20 protein-coding genes are annotated in these 19,736 nt (G+C 54.2%); 6 read left to right on the top strand and 14 right to left on the bottom strand.

All coding sequences use genetic code 11. The features are described 5' to 3' along the window. Positions 1 to 21: 21 nt before the first annotated feature. From cheA to flhD, 5 genes are all read right to left on the bottom strand, one after another. Positions 22 to 2,052 carry a chemotaxis protein CheA gene (cheA, locus tag ACP4QI_RS13715; protein WP_426495313.1) on the bottom strand — a complete coding sequence of 677 codons (2,031 nt, stop codon included), beginning with the start codon at positions 2,050 to 2,052 and terminating at the stop codon, positions 22 to 24. Positions 2,053 to 2,056: 4 nt separating this feature from the next. Continuing rightward, on the bottom strand, positions 2,057 to 2,986 hold the full coding sequence (gene motB, locus ACP4QI_RS13720; protein WP_142486254.1) for a flagellar motor protein MotB: 930 nt from the start codon (positions 2,984 to 2,986) through the stop codon (positions 2,057 to 2,059). Next, a complete protein-coding gene (gene motA / locus ACP4QI_RS13725) occupies positions 2,983 to 3,870 on the bottom strand; it encodes a flagellar motor stator protein MotA (RefSeq protein ID WP_142486255.1) in 888 nt (295 codons plus the stop codon). Before motA ends, motB begins: the two co-directional genes overlap by 4 nt. 122 nt (positions 3,871 to 3,992) lie before the next feature. Continuing rightward, entirely contained in the window at positions 3,993 to 4,571 is a 579-nt protein-coding gene (gene flhC, locus ACP4QI_RS13730) for a flagellar transcriptional regulator FlhC (protein ID WP_039030857.1), read from the bottom strand. 2 nt (positions 4,572 to 4,573) lie between these two features. Further along, the gene (gene flhD, locus ACP4QI_RS13735) at positions 4,574 to 4,924 is read right to left on the bottom strand and encodes a flagellar transcriptional regulator FlhD (RefSeq protein WP_142486257.1); all 351 of its coding nucleotides are present in this window, start codon (positions 4,922 to 4,924) and stop codon (positions 4,574 to 4,576) included. A 786-nt stretch (positions 4,925 to 5,710) separates the two neighbouring features. Here flhD and uspC point away from each other — a divergent pair. Beyond that, complete coding sequence (uspC, locus tag ACP4QI_RS13740; RefSeq protein ID WP_426495312.1) at positions 5,711 to 6,139, top strand: universal stress protein UspC; 429 nt, start codon at positions 5,711 to 5,713, stop codon at positions 6,137 to 6,139. 20 nt (positions 6,140 to 6,159) lie between these two features. Here uspC and otsA read toward each other — a convergent pair whose 3' ends face one another. From otsA to ACP4QI_RS13770, 6 genes are all read right to left on the bottom strand, one after another. After that, a complete protein-coding gene (gene otsA, locus ACP4QI_RS13745) occupies positions 6,160 to 7,584 on the bottom strand; it encodes an alpha,alpha-trehalose-phosphate synthase (protein ID WP_142486259.1) in 1,425 nt (474 codons plus the stop codon). Next, complete coding sequence (gene otsB / locus ACP4QI_RS13750; protein ID WP_231312007.1) at positions 7,559 to 8,365, bottom strand: trehalose-phosphatase; 807 nt, start codon at positions 8,363 to 8,365, stop codon at positions 7,559 to 7,561. Before otsB ends, otsA begins: the two co-directional genes overlap by 26 nt. A gap of 175 nt (positions 8,366 to 8,540) precedes the next feature. Next, entirely contained in the window at positions 8,541 to 9,521 is a 981-nt protein-coding gene (araH, locus tag ACP4QI_RS13755; protein WP_142486261.1) for an arabinose ABC transporter permease AraH, read from the bottom strand. A gap of 14 nt (positions 9,522 to 9,535) precedes the next feature. Beyond that, positions 9,536 to 11,050, bottom strand: coding sequence for an L-arabinose ABC transporter ATP-binding protein AraG (araG, locus tag ACP4QI_RS13760; RefSeq protein WP_142486262.1), 1,515 nt, complete (start codon positions 11,048 to 11,050; stop codon positions 9,536 to 9,538). A 68-nt stretch (positions 11,051 to 11,118) separates the two neighbouring features. Continuing rightward, positions 11,119 to 12,108: an arabinose ABC transporter substrate-binding protein AraF gene (araF, locus tag ACP4QI_RS13765; RefSeq protein WP_156264095.1), complete on the bottom strand. Its 990-nt coding sequence runs from the start codon at positions 12,106 to 12,108 to the stop codon at positions 11,119 to 11,121. A 314-nt stretch (positions 12,109 to 12,422) separates the two neighbouring features. Next, positions 12,423 to 12,980, bottom strand: a complete 558-nt coding sequence (locus ACP4QI_RS13770; RefSeq protein ID WP_426495311.1) for a DJ-1/PfpI family protein — start codon at positions 12,978 to 12,980, stop codon at positions 12,423 to 12,425. Between the two features lie 546 nt (positions 12,981 to 13,526). On the opposite strand from ACP4QI_RS13770, the gene ACP4QI_RS13775 reads away from it, so the two are divergent. Further along, positions 13,527 to 14,030 carry a non-heme ferritin-like protein gene (locus ACP4QI_RS13775; RefSeq protein ID WP_142486265.1) on the top strand — a complete coding sequence of 168 codons (504 nt, stop codon included), beginning with the start codon at positions 13,527 to 13,529 and terminating at the stop codon, positions 14,028 to 14,030. Between the two features lie 170 nt (positions 14,031 to 14,200). Beyond that, positions 14,201 to 15,544: an anaerobic C4-dicarboxylate transporter gene (locus tag ACP4QI_RS13780; RefSeq protein ID WP_142486266.1), complete on the top strand. Its 1,344-nt coding sequence runs from the start codon at positions 14,201 to 14,203 to the stop codon at positions 15,542 to 15,544. Positions 15,545 to 15,624: 80 nt separating this feature from the next. Here the strand turns inward: ACP4QI_RS13780 and ACP4QI_RS13785 are convergent, their stop codons facing one another. Then, the gene (locus ACP4QI_RS13785) at positions 15,625 to 15,876 is read right to left on the bottom strand and encodes a DUF2766 family protein (protein WP_039030868.1); all 252 of its coding nucleotides are present in this window, start codon (positions 15,874 to 15,876) and stop codon (positions 15,625 to 15,627) included. A gap of 95 nt (positions 15,877 to 15,971) precedes the next feature. Continuing rightward, positions 15,972 to 16,055, bottom strand: a complete 84-nt coding sequence (azuC, locus tag ACP4QI_RS13790) for a stress response protein AzuC (RefSeq protein ID WP_098946254.1) — start codon at positions 16,053 to 16,055, stop codon at positions 15,972 to 15,974. 212 nt (positions 16,056 to 16,267) lie between these two features. Here azuC and ACP4QI_RS13795 point away from each other — a divergent pair, with 212 nt between their 5' ends. Beyond that, a complete protein-coding gene (locus tag ACP4QI_RS13795; RefSeq protein ID WP_426495310.1) occupies positions 16,268 to 17,689 on the top strand; it encodes an MFS transporter in 1,422 nt (473 codons plus the stop codon). A gap of 41 nt (positions 17,690 to 17,730) precedes the next feature. On the opposite strand, the gene ACP4QI_RS13800 is transcribed toward ACP4QI_RS13795, so the two are convergent. After that, positions 17,731 to 18,369 (bottom strand): RpiB/LacA/LacB family sugar-phosphate isomerase, encoded by a 639-nt coding sequence (locus ACP4QI_RS13800; protein WP_032612023.1) that lies wholly within the window; start codon positions 18,367 to 18,369, stop codon positions 17,731 to 17,733. A 294-nt stretch (positions 18,370 to 18,663) separates the two neighbouring features. Between ACP4QI_RS13800 and yecR the strand changes: the two genes are divergently transcribed. Next, positions 18,664 to 19,002 carry a YecR family lipoprotein gene (yecR, locus tag ACP4QI_RS13805; protein WP_156264099.1) on the top strand — a complete coding sequence of 113 codons (339 nt, stop codon included), beginning with the start codon at positions 18,664 to 18,666 and terminating at the stop codon, positions 19,000 to 19,002. Between the two features lie 209 nt (positions 19,003 to 19,211). After that, positions 19,212 to 19,709, top strand: coding sequence for a non-heme ferritin (gene ftnA / locus ACP4QI_RS13810; protein WP_231312004.1), 498 nt, complete (start codon positions 19,212 to 19,214; stop codon positions 19,707 to 19,709). Positions 19,710 to 19,736 lie beyond the last annotated feature (27 nt).

A 19,736-nucleotide genomic window follows, 5' to 3' on the forward strand; every position in this document is an offset into this window, starting at 1 on the left:
TTTTTTACCTTCTTAACTGAATCAGGCGGCTGTGTGCGCCATACGTTGTTCACGATTTAATCCCTGAAGCGCCGAAACATCGACGATCAGCGCCACGCTACCATCACCCAGGATGGTGGCGGCTGAAATGCCTGGCACCTTGCGGTAGTTGCTCTCGAGGTTCTTCACCACCACCTGATGCTGACCAATCAGCTGATCGACCAGCAGGGCATAGCGGCGGCCCGCGCTTTGCAGGATCACCACGATCCCTTGCGTGGCTTCGGTTTTGGCACCGCCCACGTCGAACACTTTCCACAGCTCCACCAGCGGCAGGTATTCACCACGCACTTCCAGTACGCGCTCCCCGCCCGCCAGCGGATGCAGATCTTCTTCACGCGGCTGCAGCGATTCCATCACCGCGTTCAGCGGCAGGATAAAGACTTCGTCCGCCACTTTGACCGACATGCCGTCAAGGATCGCCAGCGTCAGCGGCAGCAGGATACGGATGGTGGTACCTGAGCCCTGCTTAGACTTGATCTCAACGTGGCCGCCCATCTCCTGGATGTTACGTTTCACCACGTCCATGCCCACGCCACGGCCGGAGACGTCCGTCACCTGCTCGGCGGTGGAGAAGCCCGGGGCGAAGATCAGCATACCTACTTCTTCGTCGGTCATATTTTCGTTGACCGCCATCCCCTGCGAGATCGCCTTCGCCAGGATACGCTCGCGATTCAGGCCTGCGCCATCGTCGGTCACTTCGATACAGATGTTCCCGCCCTGATGTTCCGCCGACAGGATCAGGTTCCCGACCGGGGATTTCCCTGCGGCAACGCGGTTTTCCGGCAGCTCGATCCCGTGGTCGAGGCTGTTACGCACCAGGTGCGTTAACGGGTCGATAATGCGCTCAATCAGGCTCTTATCCAGCTCGGTGGAGCTGCCCATCAGCGTCAGTTCGATTTGCTTATTCAGCTTACCGGCCAGGTCGCGGACCAGACGCGGGAAGCGGCTGAAGACGTACTCCATCGGCATCATACGGATGGACATCACCGATTCCTGCAGATCGCGGGCGTTGCGCTGCAGCTGGCCCATGCTGGTGATCAGATCGCCGTGGTTCACCGGGTCCAGTTCGTTAGAACGTTGGGCCAGCATCGACTGGGTGATCACCAGTTCGCCGACCAGGTTGATCAGCTGATCCACCTTCTCAACGGCCACGCGGATACTGGTCGATTCGCTGGAGCGGGCAGCCGGCTTCTCACGTTCGCCACGGTTTGGCGCGGCAGGTTCGCCCGGGACGGCTTTCAGCGCCGGCGCAGCAGGTGCGACAGCCGGTACCGCCGGTGCAGCTTCAACAACCTCAGCCACTTCAGCCGATCCGGCAGGCGGTGCATCCGCTACCGCTTCAAAGTCGATCTGTTCAGGCTCAATCACAAAACAGAGCACCGCGACCACGTCATCTTTGCTGATGCCGCCATCGAGGGTGGCGGCCAGGGTGTCCTTGCCCTTCACCACGTTGCTCAGCGTCGCCAGATTGCTCAGCTCCTCTTCCAGCAGATTCACTTCGCTCTCTTTCAGGCCGGAGAGCACCACGCGCACGCGGTCATCTGCGGCGGGTGCCGCCGCCGGGGCGGCGTCCACGACGCTCAGTTTCGCCGGGCTGACGGCAACGGCTGCCGTCTCGCCTTTGGCTTCCAGCGCTAACTGACGCAGGGCGTGGCAGATATATTCAAAGCTGGCAGCGTCCGGCTCTTGCGAGCTTTTATAGGCATCGAGCTGTTCCTGCATAATATCTTTCGTTTCCAAAAACAGGTTAATAATGTCGGTATTGAGCTGCATCTCACCGCGTCTGGCCTCATCCAGCAGGTTCTCCATCAGATGGGTCGTCTCCTGCAGAATGGTAAAGCCAAACGTACCGGCGCCTCCTTTTATGGAGTGGGCTGCACGAAATATGGCGTTGAGCTGCTCTGAATCCGGTGCCTCGGGCACCAGGTCCAGCAGATGTTGCTCCATATCCGCCAACAGTTCGTCGGCTTCATCAAAAAACGTCTGGTAAAAATCGCTAATATCCATGCTCACGCTATCACCTCGGATTGGCTGGTGGCGATGTTGGAACGGCAGCCGACGGCACAGGGCCTGGCTGTTTTAAATCATCCAGTGACTCATTCTGACTTTCGGCGTTTTCATGCAGGATGGCCTGCTCCGCCTGCTTGTTGAGCACTAAGAGACTAATACGACGGTTGATGGCATCTTCCGGCCCGCGGTCAGTCATGCGCATGGTTGCGGCCATGCCGACGACCCGCAGCACCTTGCCATCGTCCAGCCCGCCGATCACCAGCTCACGACGGGATGCGTTAGCACGATCCGCAGAGAGCTCCCAGTTGCTGTACCCTTTTTCGCCACCGGCGTAAGGGAAGTCATCGGTGTGACCGGAAAGACTGATTCGGTTTGGGATGCCGTTCAACACCGGGGCAATCCCGCGCAGGATGTCGCGCATATAGGGTTCTACTTCGGCGCTGCCGGTTTTAAACATTGGTCGGTTCTGGCTGTCGATAATCTGAATGCGCAGCCCCTCCTGAACGAGGTCAATCTTCAGGTGCGGACGCAGGGCGCGCAGCTTTGGATCCGCTTCGATCAGCTGATCCAGATCGCCGCGCAGTTTCTTCAGGCGCGCCTGTTCCATACGTCTTTTCAGTTCGTCAACGTTGGGCTCGCGTTTCACTTCACCTTGCTGCTGGGTGTAATCATCGCCGCCGCCCGGGATCGGGCTTTCACTGTTGGAGATACGCGGACCCGTCGACACCGCCGTCGCCAGCGGAGTGCGGAAATATTCTGCTATCTGAATCAGCTCTTTCGGGCTTGAGATAGAGATCAGCCACATCACCAGAAAGAACGCCATCATCGCGGTCATAAAGTCCGCATAGGCGATCTTCCAGGAGCCATGGGAGCCTCCCCCATGCCCTTTATGCTTGCGCTTTTTGACTATGACGATGGGATGGGACTGGTTTTTCATGCGTCCTCATTGCTCGTCTGCTGGTTTGGATTCTTCACCGCGCGCACGTGCTCTTCGAGTTCGACAAACGATGGACGCTCGCTGGAGTACAGGGTTTTACGGCCAAACTCTACCGCGATTGGCGGCGCATAACCGTTGAGGTTGGAGAGCAGCGTGATTTTGACGCACTGCATCATTTTGGTCGTTTCAGCGCTCTTCTGGCGTAATACGGTCGCCAGCGGGGAGATAAAACCGTACGCCAGCAGGATGCCGAGGAAGGTCCCCACCATGGCGTGGGCGATCAGCGCCCCCAGCTCTGCCGCCGGGCGATCCGCAGAGGCCAGGGCGTGAACCACACCCATTACCGCTGCTACGATACCGAACGCTGGCAGAGAATCGCCCACCATCGCCAGGCTGTTGGCCGGCACTTCCGCTTCGTTTTCGTGGGTTTCGATCTCTTCGTCCATCAACGCTTCGATTTCGAAGGTGTTCATGTTGCCGCTGATGATCAGGCGCAGATAGTCGACGATAAACTCGAGCATCATCGAGTCCGCGAGGATCCGCGGATAGCTGGCGAAGATCTCGCTCTCTTTCGGATTCTCAATATCACGTTCCAGAGAGAACATCCCCTGTTGACGCGACTTGGCCATCAGGCGATAGAGCAGCGCCAGCAGGTCCATATACATACTTTTGGTGTATTTCGAACGACGGAACAGTAACGGTAACGCTTTTAACGTTCCCTTGATCGCCTTGCCGTTGTTGCCAACGATAAATGCACCCACCCCTGCACCACCGATTATGATCAGTTCGGCCGGTTGATAGAGTGCCCCAAGGTGCCCGCCGGTCATCATATAACCGCCGAAAACTGTACCGAGAACTACCAGGTAACCTAATACGATAAGCACGACATCATCCTTCCGCTAGTGACTTTAGCCAGGATACACAGTTCGGGGTTTACCCGTCCGCGGGGCAAAAAAAAGCAGCGGTAATTGCTTACCGCTGCTGGAATCTTGCCCATACGTTCGGGTTAAACAGCCTGTTCGATCTGTTCATCCAGCAGTTGTGGATTACTATCGGCAACATCCCGGGAAAGTTTACGTCTTTTTACCGCGCGAGACGGTGGTTGGCACAAACTGCAGGCAAAGCTGCCAGCGGGCTGATGTGCGTGGGTGATAAAGTTACCGCTGCAGCAGTTGCAGCGCGATAACTCAAGCAATCCGCTTTCAACAAAACGCACCAGCGTCCATGCGCGGGTCAATGCCAGCAAAGGGCCTTCTTCAGGCTGCGGGCACTGCTCGAGGTAAAGTTTGTACGCTTTAATCACCGCATCAACGCCGCTGCATAAGCCGGTCTTGAGCAGGTACTGCCAGGCATTACAGAACATGGAAGCATGAATATTCTGCTCCCACGTCATAAACCAGTCGGTGGAAAATGGCAGCATGCCTTTTGGCGGCGGGCTACCACGTAATTCTTTATAGAGTTTGATAAGACGACCACGGCTCAGCTGTGTCTCGCTTTCAAGCATCTGTAAACGAGCACCAAGCGTAATCAGTTCCATCGCCAATTGAATGTCACGCGCTTCCTGAACAATGCTCTTCTCACTCATTGTTATGCCCTTTTCTTACGGGCTGCGTCATCAGGCTGGCTGATTTCGTTAAGCAAACGGGTAGAAAGCAAAATACCGGTGTGAACCTGCTGCAGATCGTCCACGCGGGACTCCTGAGTCAGCTGCGTCACCGTCTGGTGATTATCGAAACGGAACTGACAAACTAACTGATTAGTTTCGGCCAGTTTAACCATCTGTGGCAGCGTTAAACCGCCAAGTGTTGTCGCCATCTCTTCATGAATACCCAGACGGAACATCGCCGAGGCTTTGTCCTGGCTAATCAAACGTTGTGCAAGCAATAAATATGACAGGTTGATGTCATAGATGTGTTTTAGCAATTCGGATGTGTTCATTTATCCCTTCCCGAATAACACTATATTCTTGTGCGGTAGACCGCACCCCGTGATGTCGCCGGGAAAACCCCGGTAAAAAAAGAAGAAAAGGCTAAAACGCATAGTTGAATTAAGTTCTGTATTGATGAATCACGTAAAAAAACAATAATTGCTTCCTGACAGTTATCACTTCTTACAATTAACTAAGATTTTTCCTAATTCGGTGCAACTCTACCCGTCCGGTGTAGGACATACAATGCGGCCTCGCCCGAAATTTAAAATAAATGTGATCTACGTCACATAATTTAAGTGAATTGGAACCAAAAATCCATCAGCATCACTTCTAAATTGTCTGTTTTATGAGCAAATAGCACCAGGATATATTCTGTATGGACGAATATTCATGCAGAAGTATGAACAAACCCGGCACGTTACTTGCCGGGGGTTGACAACTTACAAAATTGCAAAAACCATACGTATATCTAAGATAGAAACAGCAATATAACTTATTGAAATATAATAAATAAAACCAGGGTAAATACGTAAGTAATTTCTTTCGTTTACGGTTGAGTGGTTGTTGCAGGGGCGTTAATCCCCTTGTTTTTGCGAGGGTTTCAATTGTATGATTTACGTTAAGAACCCTGTTTTACCCCCAGCAGGAGGGGTTAGCGCTATTCATTACATAAGAATATTTAATGAATAATTATGATAAGCATCACATGAATGTCATTTTATGCTCTTGCGCCAGTAAAAAAATCGCGCTAAAGCTGAGGAATCGCTAATGTACAGATACGTCTGGAGGGTACGATGAGTTACTCCCATATCCTTGTTTCTGTTTCTGTTTCCCCTGAAAGCCATCAACTGGTCGCCAAAGCGGTCGCGATCGCTCGTCCGACCCAGGCACGCATCACTCTGGTCACCCTTTCTGCCGATCCTGAGATGTACAACCAACTGGCCGCACCGATGCTGGAAGATATTCGTGGCGTTATTCAGGAGGAAACCCAGCAATTTCTGGCCGATCTTATTGCCCGCGCAGAATATCCCATTGCGCAAACACTCTGTGCGACAGGCGAAATAAGCGAGCAGATATTTGATATATGTCAAAAACAGAACGTAGACCTGGTGATATGCGGAAATCATAACCACAGCTTTTTTTCGCGTGCAGCCTGTTCCGCAAAAACAATAGTTAGCAACAGTAAAGTGGATGTGCTGTTAATTCCACTCAGCGCAGTTTAATGCGCTGAGTGGAATATTATTCAGGCAAGTTTAGGGAAGGTTGCGACCTTTTTTTGCAGGTTGCTCTCCACGCTGCGGGGCGTGATCTGATTCAGATCGTCAATAAAACGCGCCTGCCAGCGGTCAATATCATTCTCGCGAATGACTTTCATCATTTCCGCATGGCGTGAGATACGCTCCGTGAGCGGCATATTCAGCGCCCGGTGCAGGGCGTTGGCCACATCATCCCGATCGTAAGGATTGACGATCAGCGCTGAGGTGAGCTCATTGGCGGCACCGGCAAACTGCGACAGCACCAGAACCCCGGGGTCGGTCGGATCCTGCGCGGCAACGTACTCCTTCGCCACCAGGTTCATACCGTCACGCAGCGGCGTCACCAGCCCGACATCAGCATAGCGGAACACTTTCATCAGAATTTTGCGTTCAAAATGCTGGTTGAGGTAGAACAGCGGAGTCCAGCCCAGCTGGCCGTAGCGGCCATTGATGCGCCCGGCTTCGTTTTCAAGCTGGTGTCGAATGTCCTGATAGGCCTGGACCTCGCCACGCGAGGTCGGCGCGATTTGGGTATAGCGGATCTTACCGTGGTGCTCGGGATATTTCTCCAGCAGGGTCTCATAGGCCTGAAAACGTTCCGGCAACCCTTTTGAATAATCCAGACGCTCAACGGAAAAGATGTTTTTAACGTTCTTGAGCTCTTCTTTAAGCTGCGCAAGCTTAGGCGGCAGCGGCCCGGAGGCTTGCTCAACAATCTCGTCCGGCTCAATGCCGATAGGATAGACCTCGGTGCGGAAGCGCTTGCCCCAGGCAGAGTGCGAATCATCGTCATGGGCCGTCAGCCGCGTTTTGCTGGCCACGCTGTCGAGGAAGGCCAGGCGGTCGTTTTCGGTCTGGAAGCCCAGCAGATCGTAATCACAAAGATCTTCCAGCAGTTCGTCGCTGGGCGGTAGCGCGTTGAAGATCTCCGGCGTCGGGAAAGGAATATGCAGGAAGAAGCCGATGCGGTTGTTGACGCCGCGCTTACGCAGCTCGCTGGCAAACGGCAGCAGATGGTAATCATGCACCCACACCGTGTCGTCCTGCTGGACTAACGGCTGTAACTTATCGGCCAGCAGGCTATTCACCCGCGAGTATCCTTCCCAGGCCTCGCGCTTAAACTTCACCAGGTCCAGGCGATAGTGAAAGGCCGGCCACAGTACGGCGTTAGAGAACTGGCTGTAATACTCATCGTAATTCTGTTCACTGAGATTAAACGAGGCCCAGGTGATGTTTCCGCGTGTCACCTTTTTTAGCGGTTTTTCCTCATTACCAATCTCTCCACTCCAGCCAAACCAGAGCCCCCCCGTACTTTTTAACGCCCCCAGCACCCCTACCGCCAGGCCACCTGCGCTGGCTTTTTTGTCGTCCGGGGGAGCGATGCGATTAGAAACTACGATCAAGCGACCCATAAGGTTTTCTCCTGTTAATTTGCGCTATTTCTTTTTCTTGTTGATGATTAGCGGCTTTTATTACCCATTGCCAGACATCGGGTACCGTTGCCAGCCGCCAGCTGGCTTTGGTCTCACCCGCGCCGACTTTCACTGATATCCCTTTAAGCTGGTTAACTACCTCAAAGCCATGCTCGTCGGTCAGGTCATCGCCAAAGAACACCGGCGTTCTGCCGAGGAAAGGCGCTTCATGCATAAAGGCAGAAATGGCTTCGCCTTTGTGGATGCCCCTCGGTTTGATTTCGACCACGCATTTACCCGGCTGAAGTGACAGCTGCGGGTTGTCATGGACCACCTGTTCCGCCAGGTTAAACACTTCCTTCTCATACTGGGGCGCCTGGCGATAGTGGAGCGCAAACGCCATCCCTTTAGCCTCCAGCTCGGTGCCAGGCAGATATAAAAGCGCCGTCGTCAGCTGCGCATGCAGCGTCTGGACCAGATCCGGAGGAAGGGTAACGGTTTGCAGATGACCATGGATGTCGCGGCGCTCCGCCCCGTGTACACCGGCAAGCGGAAAACGGTAAGGTCCGGCGAGCTGATCCAGCTCGGCGATTGAACGCCCTGATATCAATGCCAGTGCCCCCTGGTTCAGCTGCGCGAGCTGATTCAGCGCCTCTAACACTTCTACGGGAACTGCCACCTCATCGGGGTGCGGCTTGATGGTTGCCAGGGTCCCGTCGAGGTCAAAAAAGTACGCATAGTTTTCAGTTAGTAACGGCGGTGAAGTTAACGTATCGGCCACCCTGATCCTCCTTACAGTTGGCGAGATGAAAAACTGTTAACATCTCAGTAGCCATGTAAGTATAGACAGTGTGACGGCGCTCGCCATTTGACAACCCCCTTCCCGCTGCGGCTGGAAAGGGGGTTAAGGTCGCGACTACACTTAAAAGTTAGGTCGTGGAAGGCAGGAAAACGGGTTAAAGGGTGCGCTTGGCTTTTTGTTTGTAACGGTCGAAGATCACCGCTGCAAGCAGGATCAGGCCACGTACCACGTACTGCGAGAACGGGGAGATGTTCAACAGGTTCATGGCGTTCTCTACCGTCCCAAGAATCAGGATCCCCGCCACCACATATGAGATTTTTCCGATGCCGCCTTTCAGCGATACGCCACCTAAAACGCAGGCAGAGATAACAATCAGCTCATAACCGATGGAGGTCATCGGCTGGCCGCTGGTCATGCGCGAGGCCAGGATAATCCCCGCCGCCGCCGACACCAGACCGGAGAGCACGAAGATGATGATCTTGGTGCGTACCACCGGGACACCGGCCAGACGTGCCGCCTCTTCATTACCGCCAATCGCCAGGGTATTACGGCCAAAGGTGGTTCTGTTCAGCAGGAAACCAAAGATAATCAGGCAGCCCACCGTCAGCCAGATAGGCGCAGGCAGACCGAGCCAGTTGGCGTAGCCGAGGGTAAAGAAGCGCTCGTCTTCAATCCCCACCGCTTTACCGTCAGAGATGATATAGGCCAGCCCGCGTACGATCTGCATGGTGGCAAGGGTGGTGATCAGGGCGTTGATTTTCAGACGCGCAATAACAAAGCCGTTCACCAGCCCGCTGAGTACCCCGAGCAGCAGCCCGGCCGCGACGCCAATCCACAGGCTCTCGGTCATGTTGATGACCACCGCGGTGGTGACCCCGGCGCAGGCGATAACCGAGGCGACCGACAGGTCGAAATCGCCAGACGCCAGACAGAACAGCATTCCGCAGGCGACCATACCGGACATGGAGATCGCCAGCCCCAGCCCCTTCATATTAATGAAGGTGGCAAAGTTAGGCACAAAGATGGCGCAGCCGAGGAACAGTACGGCGAAGACCACCAGCATGCCGTATTGATCCCAGATCCGCCCAAAGCTGAAGGCCGATTTCGGCGCTCCGGATGTAGTGACAGAGGACATCTTATTCTCCTTACTCAGGCGACAGCCTGGCTGACTTTAGGCATGGCGAGGCTTAAGGCCTGCTGTTCGTTCGCCTGTTCATGTAGCAATTCACCGGCAATGGCCCCTTCACGCATCACCAGGATACGGTCGGCCACACCCAGCACTTCCGGCAGATCGCTGGAGGCGAAGAGCACCGCCACGCCGCGTTTTGCCAGGGCGTATATCACGTTATAAATTTCGTGCTTCGCCCCCACGTCGATACCGCGGGTCGGTTCATCCAGCAGGATCACCTTCATCTCTTCCGACAGCCAGCGGCCAAGGATCGCCTTCTGCTGGTTACCGCCCGAGAGGTTCATGATCAGCTGTTCCGCGCCCGGGGTTTTAATGTTCAGCGCGCGAATGTGGTGATCGGCATTGCTGACCTCCCACGTATCGTTAATCAGGCACCCGGCGCGAATGGTCTTGCGGCGCGCCGAGATGTTGATGTTGTCCCGCACCGAGTGCACCGGGATAATCCCCTCGGCTTTACGGTCTTCCGGGCAGAGCATCATCCCTGCGCGAATGGCGTGCGCCGGTTTCTGGATATCGACCGGTTGTCCGTCGATAAAGACCTGACCGCCGGTGATGCGGGTCCCGCCAAACAGCCCTTTCATCAGCTCGCTGCGCCCTGCCCCCACCAGCCCGAACAGGCCGACGATTTCTCCGCTGCGCACGGTAAGGCTGACCGGCAAGCGTACGCCCGGGGCTTTTACCTCTTCCAGACGCAGCAGCTCACCGCCGTACTGGCGCGGCTCCCAGTGATAGATATCCCCTAGCTCGCGCCCCACCATCGCCTGCACCAGCTGGTCGTGGTTAACCTGCTGCATATCGGTGAAGGTGCGAACATAACGGCCATCTTTAAACACGGTGATGGCATCGCTGAGAGCGAAGATCTCTTCCATACGGTGCGACACGTACAGAATGATACGACCCTCTTTACGCAGCTCGCGGATCACCCGGAACAGGTTGTCGATTTCACGCGCCGACAGGGAGCTGGTCGGTTCATCAAAGGCAATGACTTTGGCATTGCGCGCCAGCGCTTTGGCGATCTCCACCATCTGCCACTGGCCGATGGAGAGATATTTGAGTGGGGTCTGCGGGTCGATATCCAGCCCGAGGTGCTTCAGCTGCAGACCGGCTTCATAGTTGAGCAGCGAACGGTTCACAAAACCGCCTTTGTGCGGGAGCTGCCCAAGGTAGATGTTTTCCGCGACCGTCATCTCCGGCACCAGATGCAGTTCCTGATAGATGATGGCGACGCCGGCATTCAGCGCGGCGGTGGTGTCCGCAAACGCCACCTCTTTGCCCTGTATCGCCAGGGTACCCGTTGTGGGGGCGTAGTTGCCGCTGAGGATCTTCAGCAGCGTGGATTTTCCGGCGCCGTTCTCCCCCATCAGGGCATGAACCTGACCCGGGTAGCAGTCAAAGCTGATGTCGGTCAGCGCGTTGACACCGGGGAAGGTTTTGCCGATGCCGCGAAAAGAGAGATACGGTTCAGACTGTTGCATAACGTCTCCGAGGATCGAGTAGTGAACGTCTGGCCCCCCTGGCTTGCGGGGGGCGCAATCACAGTAAATTACTTACCGCCCAGTCCTTTTTTCTCCAGCTCGGCTTTGAAGTTGTCACGGGTGATCAGCACCACGTCGGTTACTTCAGTAAATTTCGCCGGTTCTGCCCCTTTGGTCACCCAGTTGTAGAGCATTTCGCTGGATTTGTAGCCGTGTACGTCCGGGCTTGGCAGCAGGGAGCCGTAGAAGCCGGTAGCCTGTGCTTTCGAGAGTTCGCTTACCGCATCCACGCCGTTGATGCCGATGCCGATCACGTCAGCCGCTTTGAAGCCCTGGCCTTCGGTGGCGCGCACGCCGCCGAGCACGGTGTTGTCGTTCATCCCGACCACCAGCCAGTGTTTCACTTCAGAGTGCTGGACCAGCATGGAGTTGGCCGCATCGAAGGCGCCCGGGATATCGTTAGATTTGGTAGGTACTTTGTAGATCTGTTTTTCCGGGAAACCGGCGGCTTTCAGGGCATCCATTGAGCCGGTGGTGCGACGGCGCGCGGTATCAAGCTCGTCGGCGGTAATGGCCATCACGGCGGTGTCTTTCACATCCCAGCCGCGTTTTTGCATCTCTTTATACAGCTCCTGGCCCTGACGCTCGCCGATTTTGGTCGCCGCCATCATCACCAGCGGCACGGTATCCATTGGATTGCCTTTGGCGTTGACGAACTGATCGTCCACCGCAATGACCTTCATGTCATAGCCGCGCGCTTTCGCCACGATGGCGGAGCCCAGTTTCGGATCCGGAGTACAAATGACAAACCCTTTCGCGCCGCTGGCCGCCAGGCTGTCGATGGCGTTCAGCGTTTTTTCACCGTCCGGCACGGCAATTTTAATCACTTCAAAGCCCAAATCTTTCCCGGCTTTGTCAGCGAATTTCCACTCCGTCTGGAACCATGGCTCTTCCGGCTGCTTCACCAGGAAACCGAGCTTTAAGTTCTCCGCCATAGCGGATTGTGACATAACGGCAGCCAGACCGATGGCCGCCAGCGCTTTAGTAAATTTGTGCATGGTTAACTCCAGCTTTAGCGTTCTAATATGTAGGGGAAACAACATCTCAATTCTGTTTAATCGGACTTAAAACAAGGCATTAGCGCCAACCGTGTTTAAAGCGCATTTGCTTGAGATAGTTTTAGCGGGAAATTAATCATCCATAAGAGAGCGCCATCACACCGCAGAATTACAGTAATTGCGTACATACATTCAGCGAAAAATGACATAAATACGGAGATATTTGTCAGACAAATAGAAAGGGATAAAGCAGATTAGTCCATAAGATCAGCTAAGATATCCTTGTTAGACGGGCGCACGCGCGCCCGGAGATCTTACCAGGGATAGTAGATGTGATCGGCGTGGTCGCGCACCGGCGCTTCGTCGCCTAACAGGCGGGCAGAGAGGGTCAGCGCGAAGTCGAAGGCATGGCCCAGACCTTTGCCGCTGATGAGGTTGCCGTCTTCCACCACCGGGGCATCAACATACACGCCGTCCTGCACGGCCTGCCAGAGATCGCCTGAACAGACATAGCGACGGCCTTTTAATAAACCGTTCCCGCCCAGCACACGCGCGGCCGCGGAACAGATGGGCGCGATAATCCTGCCCGCTTCGTCATGGGCGGCAATAAAACGCAGCACCCCGGCGCTGGCGGCGAGGTTCACACTGCCCTGCGGCCCGCCCGGTAAAACAACGGCGTCGTAGTAACAGTCGATTTTCTCACTCAGGGTGCTGTCCGCGACCATCGGGATATTATGGTAGCTCACCACCGCGCGCGATTCGGCGCAGGCCAGGGTTTCTACCTCAATGTTGAGACGGCGCAGGATATCAACGGTGATGATCGCTTCCGCCTCTTCAAATCCGGGTGCCAGCAGCACCGCAACGTTTGCCATAGTGAACTCCGTTAGATAAAAACATAAAACAACGTTTCATTTTCACAGAGTGCGGGGCGGCAAACTTCCTGCTGGATCACATAACACGCTATTTATTGCAAAAATGATCCTGCTCAATTTTCGTCAGGTGTAAAAAAAGATTAATAGCAAGAATTATCTCTATCCCGTCTTACGGGAATAATTATTAATTTACTTGCTAAGCGCATATTCTAGTGCTACCGAATAAAACATTAAACGGCGTTATCGGTCAACCTGCCTTATATTTATACATAAGCTTAAATATCATTAGCTTATGAATCACCATATTCCCGTCATTCCTCACTAAACCTTTCACTGTTTTAAATTGCCGATGGGAAGTAAGGTTTAGTAAGAATATATTTATAAGGATTTTCTTATAAACCAACCGCTGTTATGATGATTTTTACCCGATGCCTGAAATGAATATGGGATCACATACAGGGAAAACAGAATGCTTTTATTCTGTAGTGAACTATCGTTAATGATGATTATTTTTTAGGTTACATAAACGAAGAAAAGGGAATGGATATGGCTGTCTCGGATATGATTACCAAGCTCAATACGCAGATGAACCTGGAGTTTCACGCGTCAAATCTCTCTTTGCACCTCAGCGAGTGGTGTTCAGAACATCAGCTTACCGGTTCCGCGACCTTCCTGCGCACCCAGGCGCAGAGCAACGTCACGCAGATGATGCGCGTTTTTGATTTTCTGAAAGCCTCAGGCGCCATGCCGGTTCTGAAGCCCGTGGATATGACGGACGAAGACTGTAATGGTCTGGAAGCCGTTTTCCAGCGCACGCTGGAAGAGTATGAGCAACGCTGTCTGACCCTGACTCAATTAACGGATGAAGCGCGGAAGATGCAGGATATCTCCACGCTCAACTTCCTGCATGATATTGAAAAGGAACAGCAGCAGGATGGGTTGTTACTGAAAACTGTCCTTGATGAAGTTCGTCAGGCACGTCGCACCGGCATGGGTATGGAACAGACCGATCGCCACCTGCTTAACGTCGTCAACTGCCAGCACCACTGATTCTGCACTTCACGTTCATTACCCGGCCTGTGCCGGGTAATTTTGTTACAAAAACGCAACCAAGCCTTTGCTTTTATTAATCTTTAACAAATCCGATCTGGCTCCCACCGAATAACCCTTCTCCGTGTAATGATTTGCGAAACTTTCATTTTCACAGACGAGGGATACGTATGATTAGCGTTGAATTTATTGTCATTATTCTGTGCCTGTTAATCGGCACCCGGTTTGGAGGAATGGGGCTGGGGCTGATAAGCGGCATTGGCCTTTTTATTCTCAGCTTTGTCTTTGGGCTCCAGCCCGGTAAGCCCCCGGTAGATGTCATGCTGACGATCCTTGCGGTCATTGGCTGTGCGGCCACGCTTCAGACCGCCGGGGGGCTGAATGTAATGATGCAGTTTGCCGAACGGCTGCTGCGGCGGCATCCGCAACACATTACCCTGCTCGCTCCTTTCACGACCTGGATGCTGACCTTTCTGTGCGGCACAGGCCATGTGGTCTATACCATGTTCCCGATTATTGCCGATATCGCGCTGAAAAAAGGGATCCGTCCCGAGCGTCCGATGGCGGTGGCGTCCATTGCTTCGCAGATGGCGATCACCGCCTCTCCGGTGTCGGTTGCCGTCGTGTCGCTGGTGTCTATTCTTGCCGCGCAGCACGGCGTGGGTCAGGCATTTGGCATTCTTGAGATCCTCGCGATTTCGGTCCCGGCCTCGCTGGCGGGAGTGGCGATTGCCGCCCTCTGGAGTCTACGCCGTGGCAAGGATCTGGCCGACGACGCGGAATTTCAGGCCCGGTTGCAGGATCCTGAGCAGCGTAAGTTCATCTATGGCAGCACCGATACCTTGATGAATCAGCGTTTCCCGAAGCAGGCGTACTGGTCCACCTGGATCTTCTTCGCCGGAATTGCCGTCGTGGTGCTGCTGGGCGCCCTGCCCGAGCTGCGTCCGGCCTTTGAGGTGAAAGGCAAGCTGACGGCGCTGTCGATGAACCTGGTGATCCAGATGATGATGCTGATTGCCGGGGCGGTAATGCTGATGCTCTGCAAAGTGAATGCAGCGGCGATCTCAAACGGGGCGGTGTTTAAGGCCGGGATGGTGGCTATTTTCTCGGTCTTTGGCGTGGCATGGATGAGCGATACCTTTTTCCAGGCGCATCTGGATGAGCTGAAGATGGCCCTTGAAGGCGTGGTGAAAAGCCACCCCTGGACCTACGCCATTGTGCTGTTTCTGGTTTCGAAGCTGGTCAATAGCCAGGCGGCAGCGCTGACGGCAGTTGCGCCGATGGGGTTAATGCTGGGGATTGACCCGAAGATGCTGATTGCTTTCTTCCCCGCGTCATACGGCTATTTCGTTCTGCCGACCTACCCCAGCGACCTCGCCTGCATTGGCTTTGACCGCTCGGGCACCACGCGTATCGGCAAGTTTATTATCAACCACAGCTTTATTCTGCCAGGGCTCATCGGGGTGAGCTGTGCCTGTGCGGTGAGTTATCTGCTGGTGCAGACCTTCCTGTAATCATCATACCGGGCGACTGCGGGTCGCCCGTTCACTTTATTCTCACAAAACCATTTCTAAATTCAAAACGTCGGTTTATTTTAGTGAGACTCGCCCTGCGGCGTGAACTTCAGTTCAATCAGCGCAATGGCTTTCTGAACCGCGCGCAGCGTGACGGGGTCGGCCGAGGCAGGATTGCTGGCGAAATCGATATTTTTGAGCTGGCTGGACATCTTCTCGCGCACCTCAGCCGGGGCGATGATTTCAATCACATCAAGAATTTGTTTGATAACCAGCTGGCATGCAACAACGTCAGAGATCAGTTCCTGATCGGCACTCAGGTTTTGAGACATAGGCTTCTCCTGTTTGAAAGGCCGCCATAGTAGCAAAACGCCTGCCCTGATGCGGCCTGCAGGCACAAAAAAACCTGCCGAAGCAGGTTTTTTTATCAGAACATCGCGCCTGGCGGTACGTCCTTGAAGGTCTTGCAGTAGGATTCGAACATGCTTTTCAGGATTTTGCGCAATTTCATCATTATGCTCCGGCTAAATGTTATGCAGGTGTTATTGTTGATGCGCCTATAATATGACCTGCATCACAAAAATCAATGATTTTGTGATATTCATCACGGCAGTTTATTTAAAATAAAACAGCGTTCCTGTTAAAAACAATGACAAATCAGGTGATTAGCAGCGTATTTGTTCCTGTAAATTTTTAAAAAAATTTTGAAGTGGCAGAGGAAAAATGACCGAAAACATCTCCGGTAAAGCGTCCAGCGGGATCTCTCCCGCTGCGCTGTTAGTCGCGGGCGCGTTCTTTATGGAGTTTCTCGACGGCACGGTGATCGCCACCGCGCTGCCCGATATGGCGAGAAGCTTTGGCGTGCAGGCGGTGGATCTCAACATCGGCATCAGTGCGTATCTCATCACCCTGGCGGTATTAATTCCCGCGAGCGGCTGGATCGCCGACCGTTTTGGGGCGCGTAAAGTCTTCACCCTTGCGCTGGCCATTTTTACCCTCGCCTCGGTGCTGTGCGGCCTTGCCACCAGCGTCGATCAGTTCGTCGCCATGCGCGTCCTGCAGGGGATGGGCGGCGCGCTGATGGTACCGGTTGGGCGGCTGGCGGTGTTGCGCACCACGCCAAAACATCTGCTGATCGCCGCCATCGCCACCCTCACCTGGCCCGCGCTGGTAGCGCCGATTATCGGCCCGCCGCTGGGCGGCTTTATTACCAGCTATGCCAACTGGCGCTGGATTTTCTTTATTAATGTGCCGCTGGGGCTGATTGCCATCGTGCTGGCGCTGCGCATTATCCCGGATATCTATGAAGAGAGCCGTCGCCCGTTCGACACCCCAGGCTTTATCGCCACCTCGGTGGCGATGGTCAGCCTGGTCTGCGCCATGGAGATGATGGGGGCGCAGCAGGTCAATACGGGGATCACCCTGGCGCTGCTGGCTATCGGGGTGGTCACGATGATCTATGCGCTGCGGCTTTTCCGGCGCGCTGAATGGCCGATGATCCGCCTGGATGCCCTGCAGGTGCCCACCTTTCGCGTGACGATGTACGGCGGGTCGCTGTTCCGCGCCTCCATCAGCGCCGTACCCTTTTTGCTGCCGCTGCTGTTTCAGGTGGGATTCGGCATGGATGCGTTCCACTCCGGTCTGCTGGTGCTGGCGGTGTTTGTCGGCAACCTGACCATCAAACCGGCGACCACCCCGCTGATTCGCGGGCTGGGGTTTAAAAAGCTGCTGCTGATCAACGGGGCGCTGAACGTGCTGGCCCTGCTGGCCTGCGCGTTCCTGACGCCGCAAACCCCGGTGTGGGTCATCATGCTGGTGCTCTATCTGGGCGGCGTATTTCGTTCCATTCAGTTTACCGCCATCAGCACCCTCGCCTTTGCCGACGTCCCTTCCCCGCAGATGAGCTATGCCAACACCCTGTTTTCGACCGCCACCCAGCTGGCGGTGGGGCTGGGGATCACCCTCGGCGCTATCGGGATCCGTATCGGCGAACTGTGCAGCGAGATGCTGGGGATTGAAGCGCTACCGGGGATCGGTTTCCGGCTGGCATTTGTGGCGATTGCGCTGGTCTGTCTGCTGGGGATGTTTGATACCCTGCGGCTGGTGAAAGATGCCGGCAGTGCGGTATCCCGCAAGCAGGCATAAAAAAAGCCAGCGCAAGCTGGCTTTTTCCTGGTGTTGGCAACTTAGCCGATAATGCCGCGGACAAAAGCTTCGATCTCTTTATCCTGGCAGTTCTCAAAGAAGCACTGCTGGAAACGCTGACCGGTCACTGCCGTTTTAACCAGCTCTGGATCGATAGCGCGCAGGGTGTCGAGATAGTTCTCTTTAACCACCGCGGCCTTAACCTGGTTCAGAATGCCGGCGTTGCGAACCTGCGGCTCTTTACGCTCTGGCGGATAACCTTCGCCATTACGGCCGGTGAAGGCTTTTTCAAAGATGAAGCGGACGTTCAGCTCTGCACCCCAGCCGAAGCCTTTGGCAAACGGCAGGGAGAGCGCGTTACCGTTGTTGATCTGGGCGAACAGGAAAGCATCCGCCGGATCGATGCAGTAGCCGCACACCACGCCCGGATGGATGTTCAGGGACATCAGCGCGCCCTGGCCGGTACCGCAACCGGTTACCACGAAATCAACCGCTTTCGAGTTCAGCAGAATGCTCGCCATGATCCCCAGGTGAATATAGGTCAGGTGGTGATCGTTTTCGTCGCTCATCCCAACGTTGTAGACCGGGAAACCTTTCTCTTCAGCAACGGCGTTCAATTCCTTGAGGATGATGGCGTTTTTTGGCGCCTGGCTGTTTTCCATCATCAGTGCAATTTTCATTCTTCGTCTCCTGAATGCGATGCGGGGCATCCCGCTGTGAATAGCTTACCTGTTCAACCTTACTACTAAGCAAACACACTTTCAAATTAAGTGAAAAATAGTTTCAAAAAACAAAGATGCGCTCACAATTTTGTACTCAGAGGCGTTTTTGCCACCGACGGATAAAAGGATGGCATAAGATTGAAGGAGCCGGGGTTCGTGGCAAAGAGAAGAGGCAGAACAGGCGTTTAATCCTGGCATTGCGGCGCACATCAGCCGCTAGTATAGATTATTTCAACGCATTCAGAGTGTTCTATGAAGAGATTATGCACTGGCGGCCTGCTCCTGTTACTGGCAGGCTGTAGCGTTACCCGGCAAGCAGAAGTCAGCAGCGTCGACGTCACGTCAGGTGTCGTCATGCTCAATTACGATCAGGCCATGTTGCAGAACGCCCGCTATGACGACTACGTCACCAGCGGCACCGCGACCCGTGAATGCCAGGCGATGGGATACAACACGGCCATGGCCTACGGTCAGCCGGTCAAAACCTGTAGCCTCATCAGCGGCTCGCTGTGCCTCAATGAGACCATGACCATCCAGTATAAGTGTTATGGTTATGCTCCGCCGCTCGTCGTCACGACGTCCGCCTGGTAATAATGCCATTGCCAGCGCTCCCGCTGGCAATAATATTTTAAACACGAAACAGAATAATTCTCATTAATATATTTAAATTACCCGCAATGCGTTTTATTCCCATTCGTATTATGATCGCTTAAATATTTATTTTACTTTTTGCAAATAAATAAATAACAAATTATAGTGACGCTCACGTTGACCAGTTAATAATAAAACGGAGCTACACCATGCTTAAAACTGAAATGATCGACAAGCTTAATGAGCAAATGAATCTGGAGCTGTACTCATCCCTGCTCTATCAGCAGATGAGCGCCTGGTGTAGCTATCACAGTTTTGAAGGCGCGGCGGCATTTATGCGCCGTCACGCGCAGGAAGAGATGAGCCACATGCAGCGTCTCTTTGATTATCTTACCGATACCGGCAGCCTGCCGCGCATCAACCCGGTGGCATCCCCCTTTGCAGAGTACGCATCGCTGGACGAACTGTTCCGCGCCACTTATGAGCACGAGCAGCTGATCACCCAGAAAATTAACGAACTGGTTCATGCGGCCATGACCAGCCAGGATTATGGCACCTTTAATTTCCTGCAGTGGTATGTGGCAGAACAGCATGAAGAAGAAAAGCTGTTTAAATCCGTGCTCGATAAACTGTCGCTGGCGGGTAAATCGGGTGAAGGGTTATACTTTATTGATAAAGAGCTGTCGACGCTCGACGCTCAAAATTAATATTACTGCGGCGCCTTCCGGCGCCGC

This window comes from Leclercia sp. TB492, from assembly GCF_049974505.2.
In the GTDB taxonomy this organism is placed as follows: domain Bacteria; phylum Pseudomonadota; class Gammaproteobacteria; order Enterobacterales; family Enterobacteriaceae; genus Enterobacter; species Enterobacter adecarboxylatus_C.

Coding starts and splice junctions, on each gene's coding strand:
- motB (WP_142486254.1), bottom strand. CDS start 2,986: ATGAAAAACCAGTCCCATCCCATCGTCATAGTCAAAAAGCGCAAGCAT.
- flhC (WP_039030857.1), bottom strand. CDS start 4,571: ATGAGTGAGAAGAGCATTGTTCAGGAAGCGCGTGACATTCAATTGGCG.
- flhD (WP_142486257.1), bottom strand. CDS start 4,924: ATGAACACATCCGAATTGCTAAAACACATCTATGACATCAACCTGTCA.
- uspC (WP_426495312.1), top strand. CDS start 5,711: ATGAGTTACTCCCATATCCTTGTTTCTGTTTCTGTTTCCCCTGAAAGC.
- otsA (WP_142486259.1), bottom strand. CDS start 7,584: ATGGGTCGCTTGATCGTAGTTTCTAATCGCATCGCTCCCCCGGACGAC.
- araH (WP_142486261.1), bottom strand. CDS start 9,521: ATGTCCTCTGTCACTACATCCGGAGCGCCGAAATCGGCCTTCAGCTTT.
- araG (WP_142486262.1), bottom strand. CDS start 11,050: ATGCAACAGTCTGAACCGTATCTCTCTTTTCGCGGCATCGGCAAAACC.
- araF (WP_156264095.1), bottom strand. CDS start 12,108: ATGCACAAATTTACTAAAGCGCTGGCGGCCATCGGTCTGGCTGCCGTT.
- ACP4QI_RS13770 (WP_426495311.1), bottom strand. CDS start 12,980: ATGGCAAACGTTGCGGTGCTGCTGGCACCCGGATTTGAAGAGGCGGAA.
- ACP4QI_RS13775 (WP_142486265.1), top strand. CDS start 13,527: ATGGCTGTCTCGGATATGATTACCAAGCTCAATACGCAGATGAACCTG.
- ACP4QI_RS13780 (WP_142486266.1), top strand. CDS start 14,201: ATGATTAGCGTTGAATTTATTGTCATTATTCTGTGCCTGTTAATCGGC.
- ACP4QI_RS13785 (WP_039030868.1), bottom strand. CDS start 15,876: ATGTCTCAAAACCTGAGTGCCGATCAGGAACTGATCTCTGACGTTGTT.
- azuC (WP_098946254.1), bottom strand. CDS start 16,055: ATGAAATTGCGCAAAATCCTGAAAAGCATGTTCGAATCCTACTGCAAG.
- ACP4QI_RS13795 (WP_426495310.1), top strand. CDS start 16,268: ATGACCGAAAACATCTCCGGTAAAGCGTCCAGCGGGATCTCTCCCGCT.
- ACP4QI_RS13800 (WP_032612023.1), bottom strand. CDS start 18,369: ATGAAAATTGCACTGATGATGGAAAACAGCCAGGCGCCAAAAAACGCC.
- yecR (WP_156264099.1), top strand. CDS start 18,664: ATGAAGAGATTATGCACTGGCGGCCTGCTCCTGTTACTGGCAGGCTGT.
- ftnA (WP_231312004.1), top strand. CDS start 19,212: ATGCTTAAAACTGAAATGATCGACAAGCTTAATGAGCAAATGAATCTG.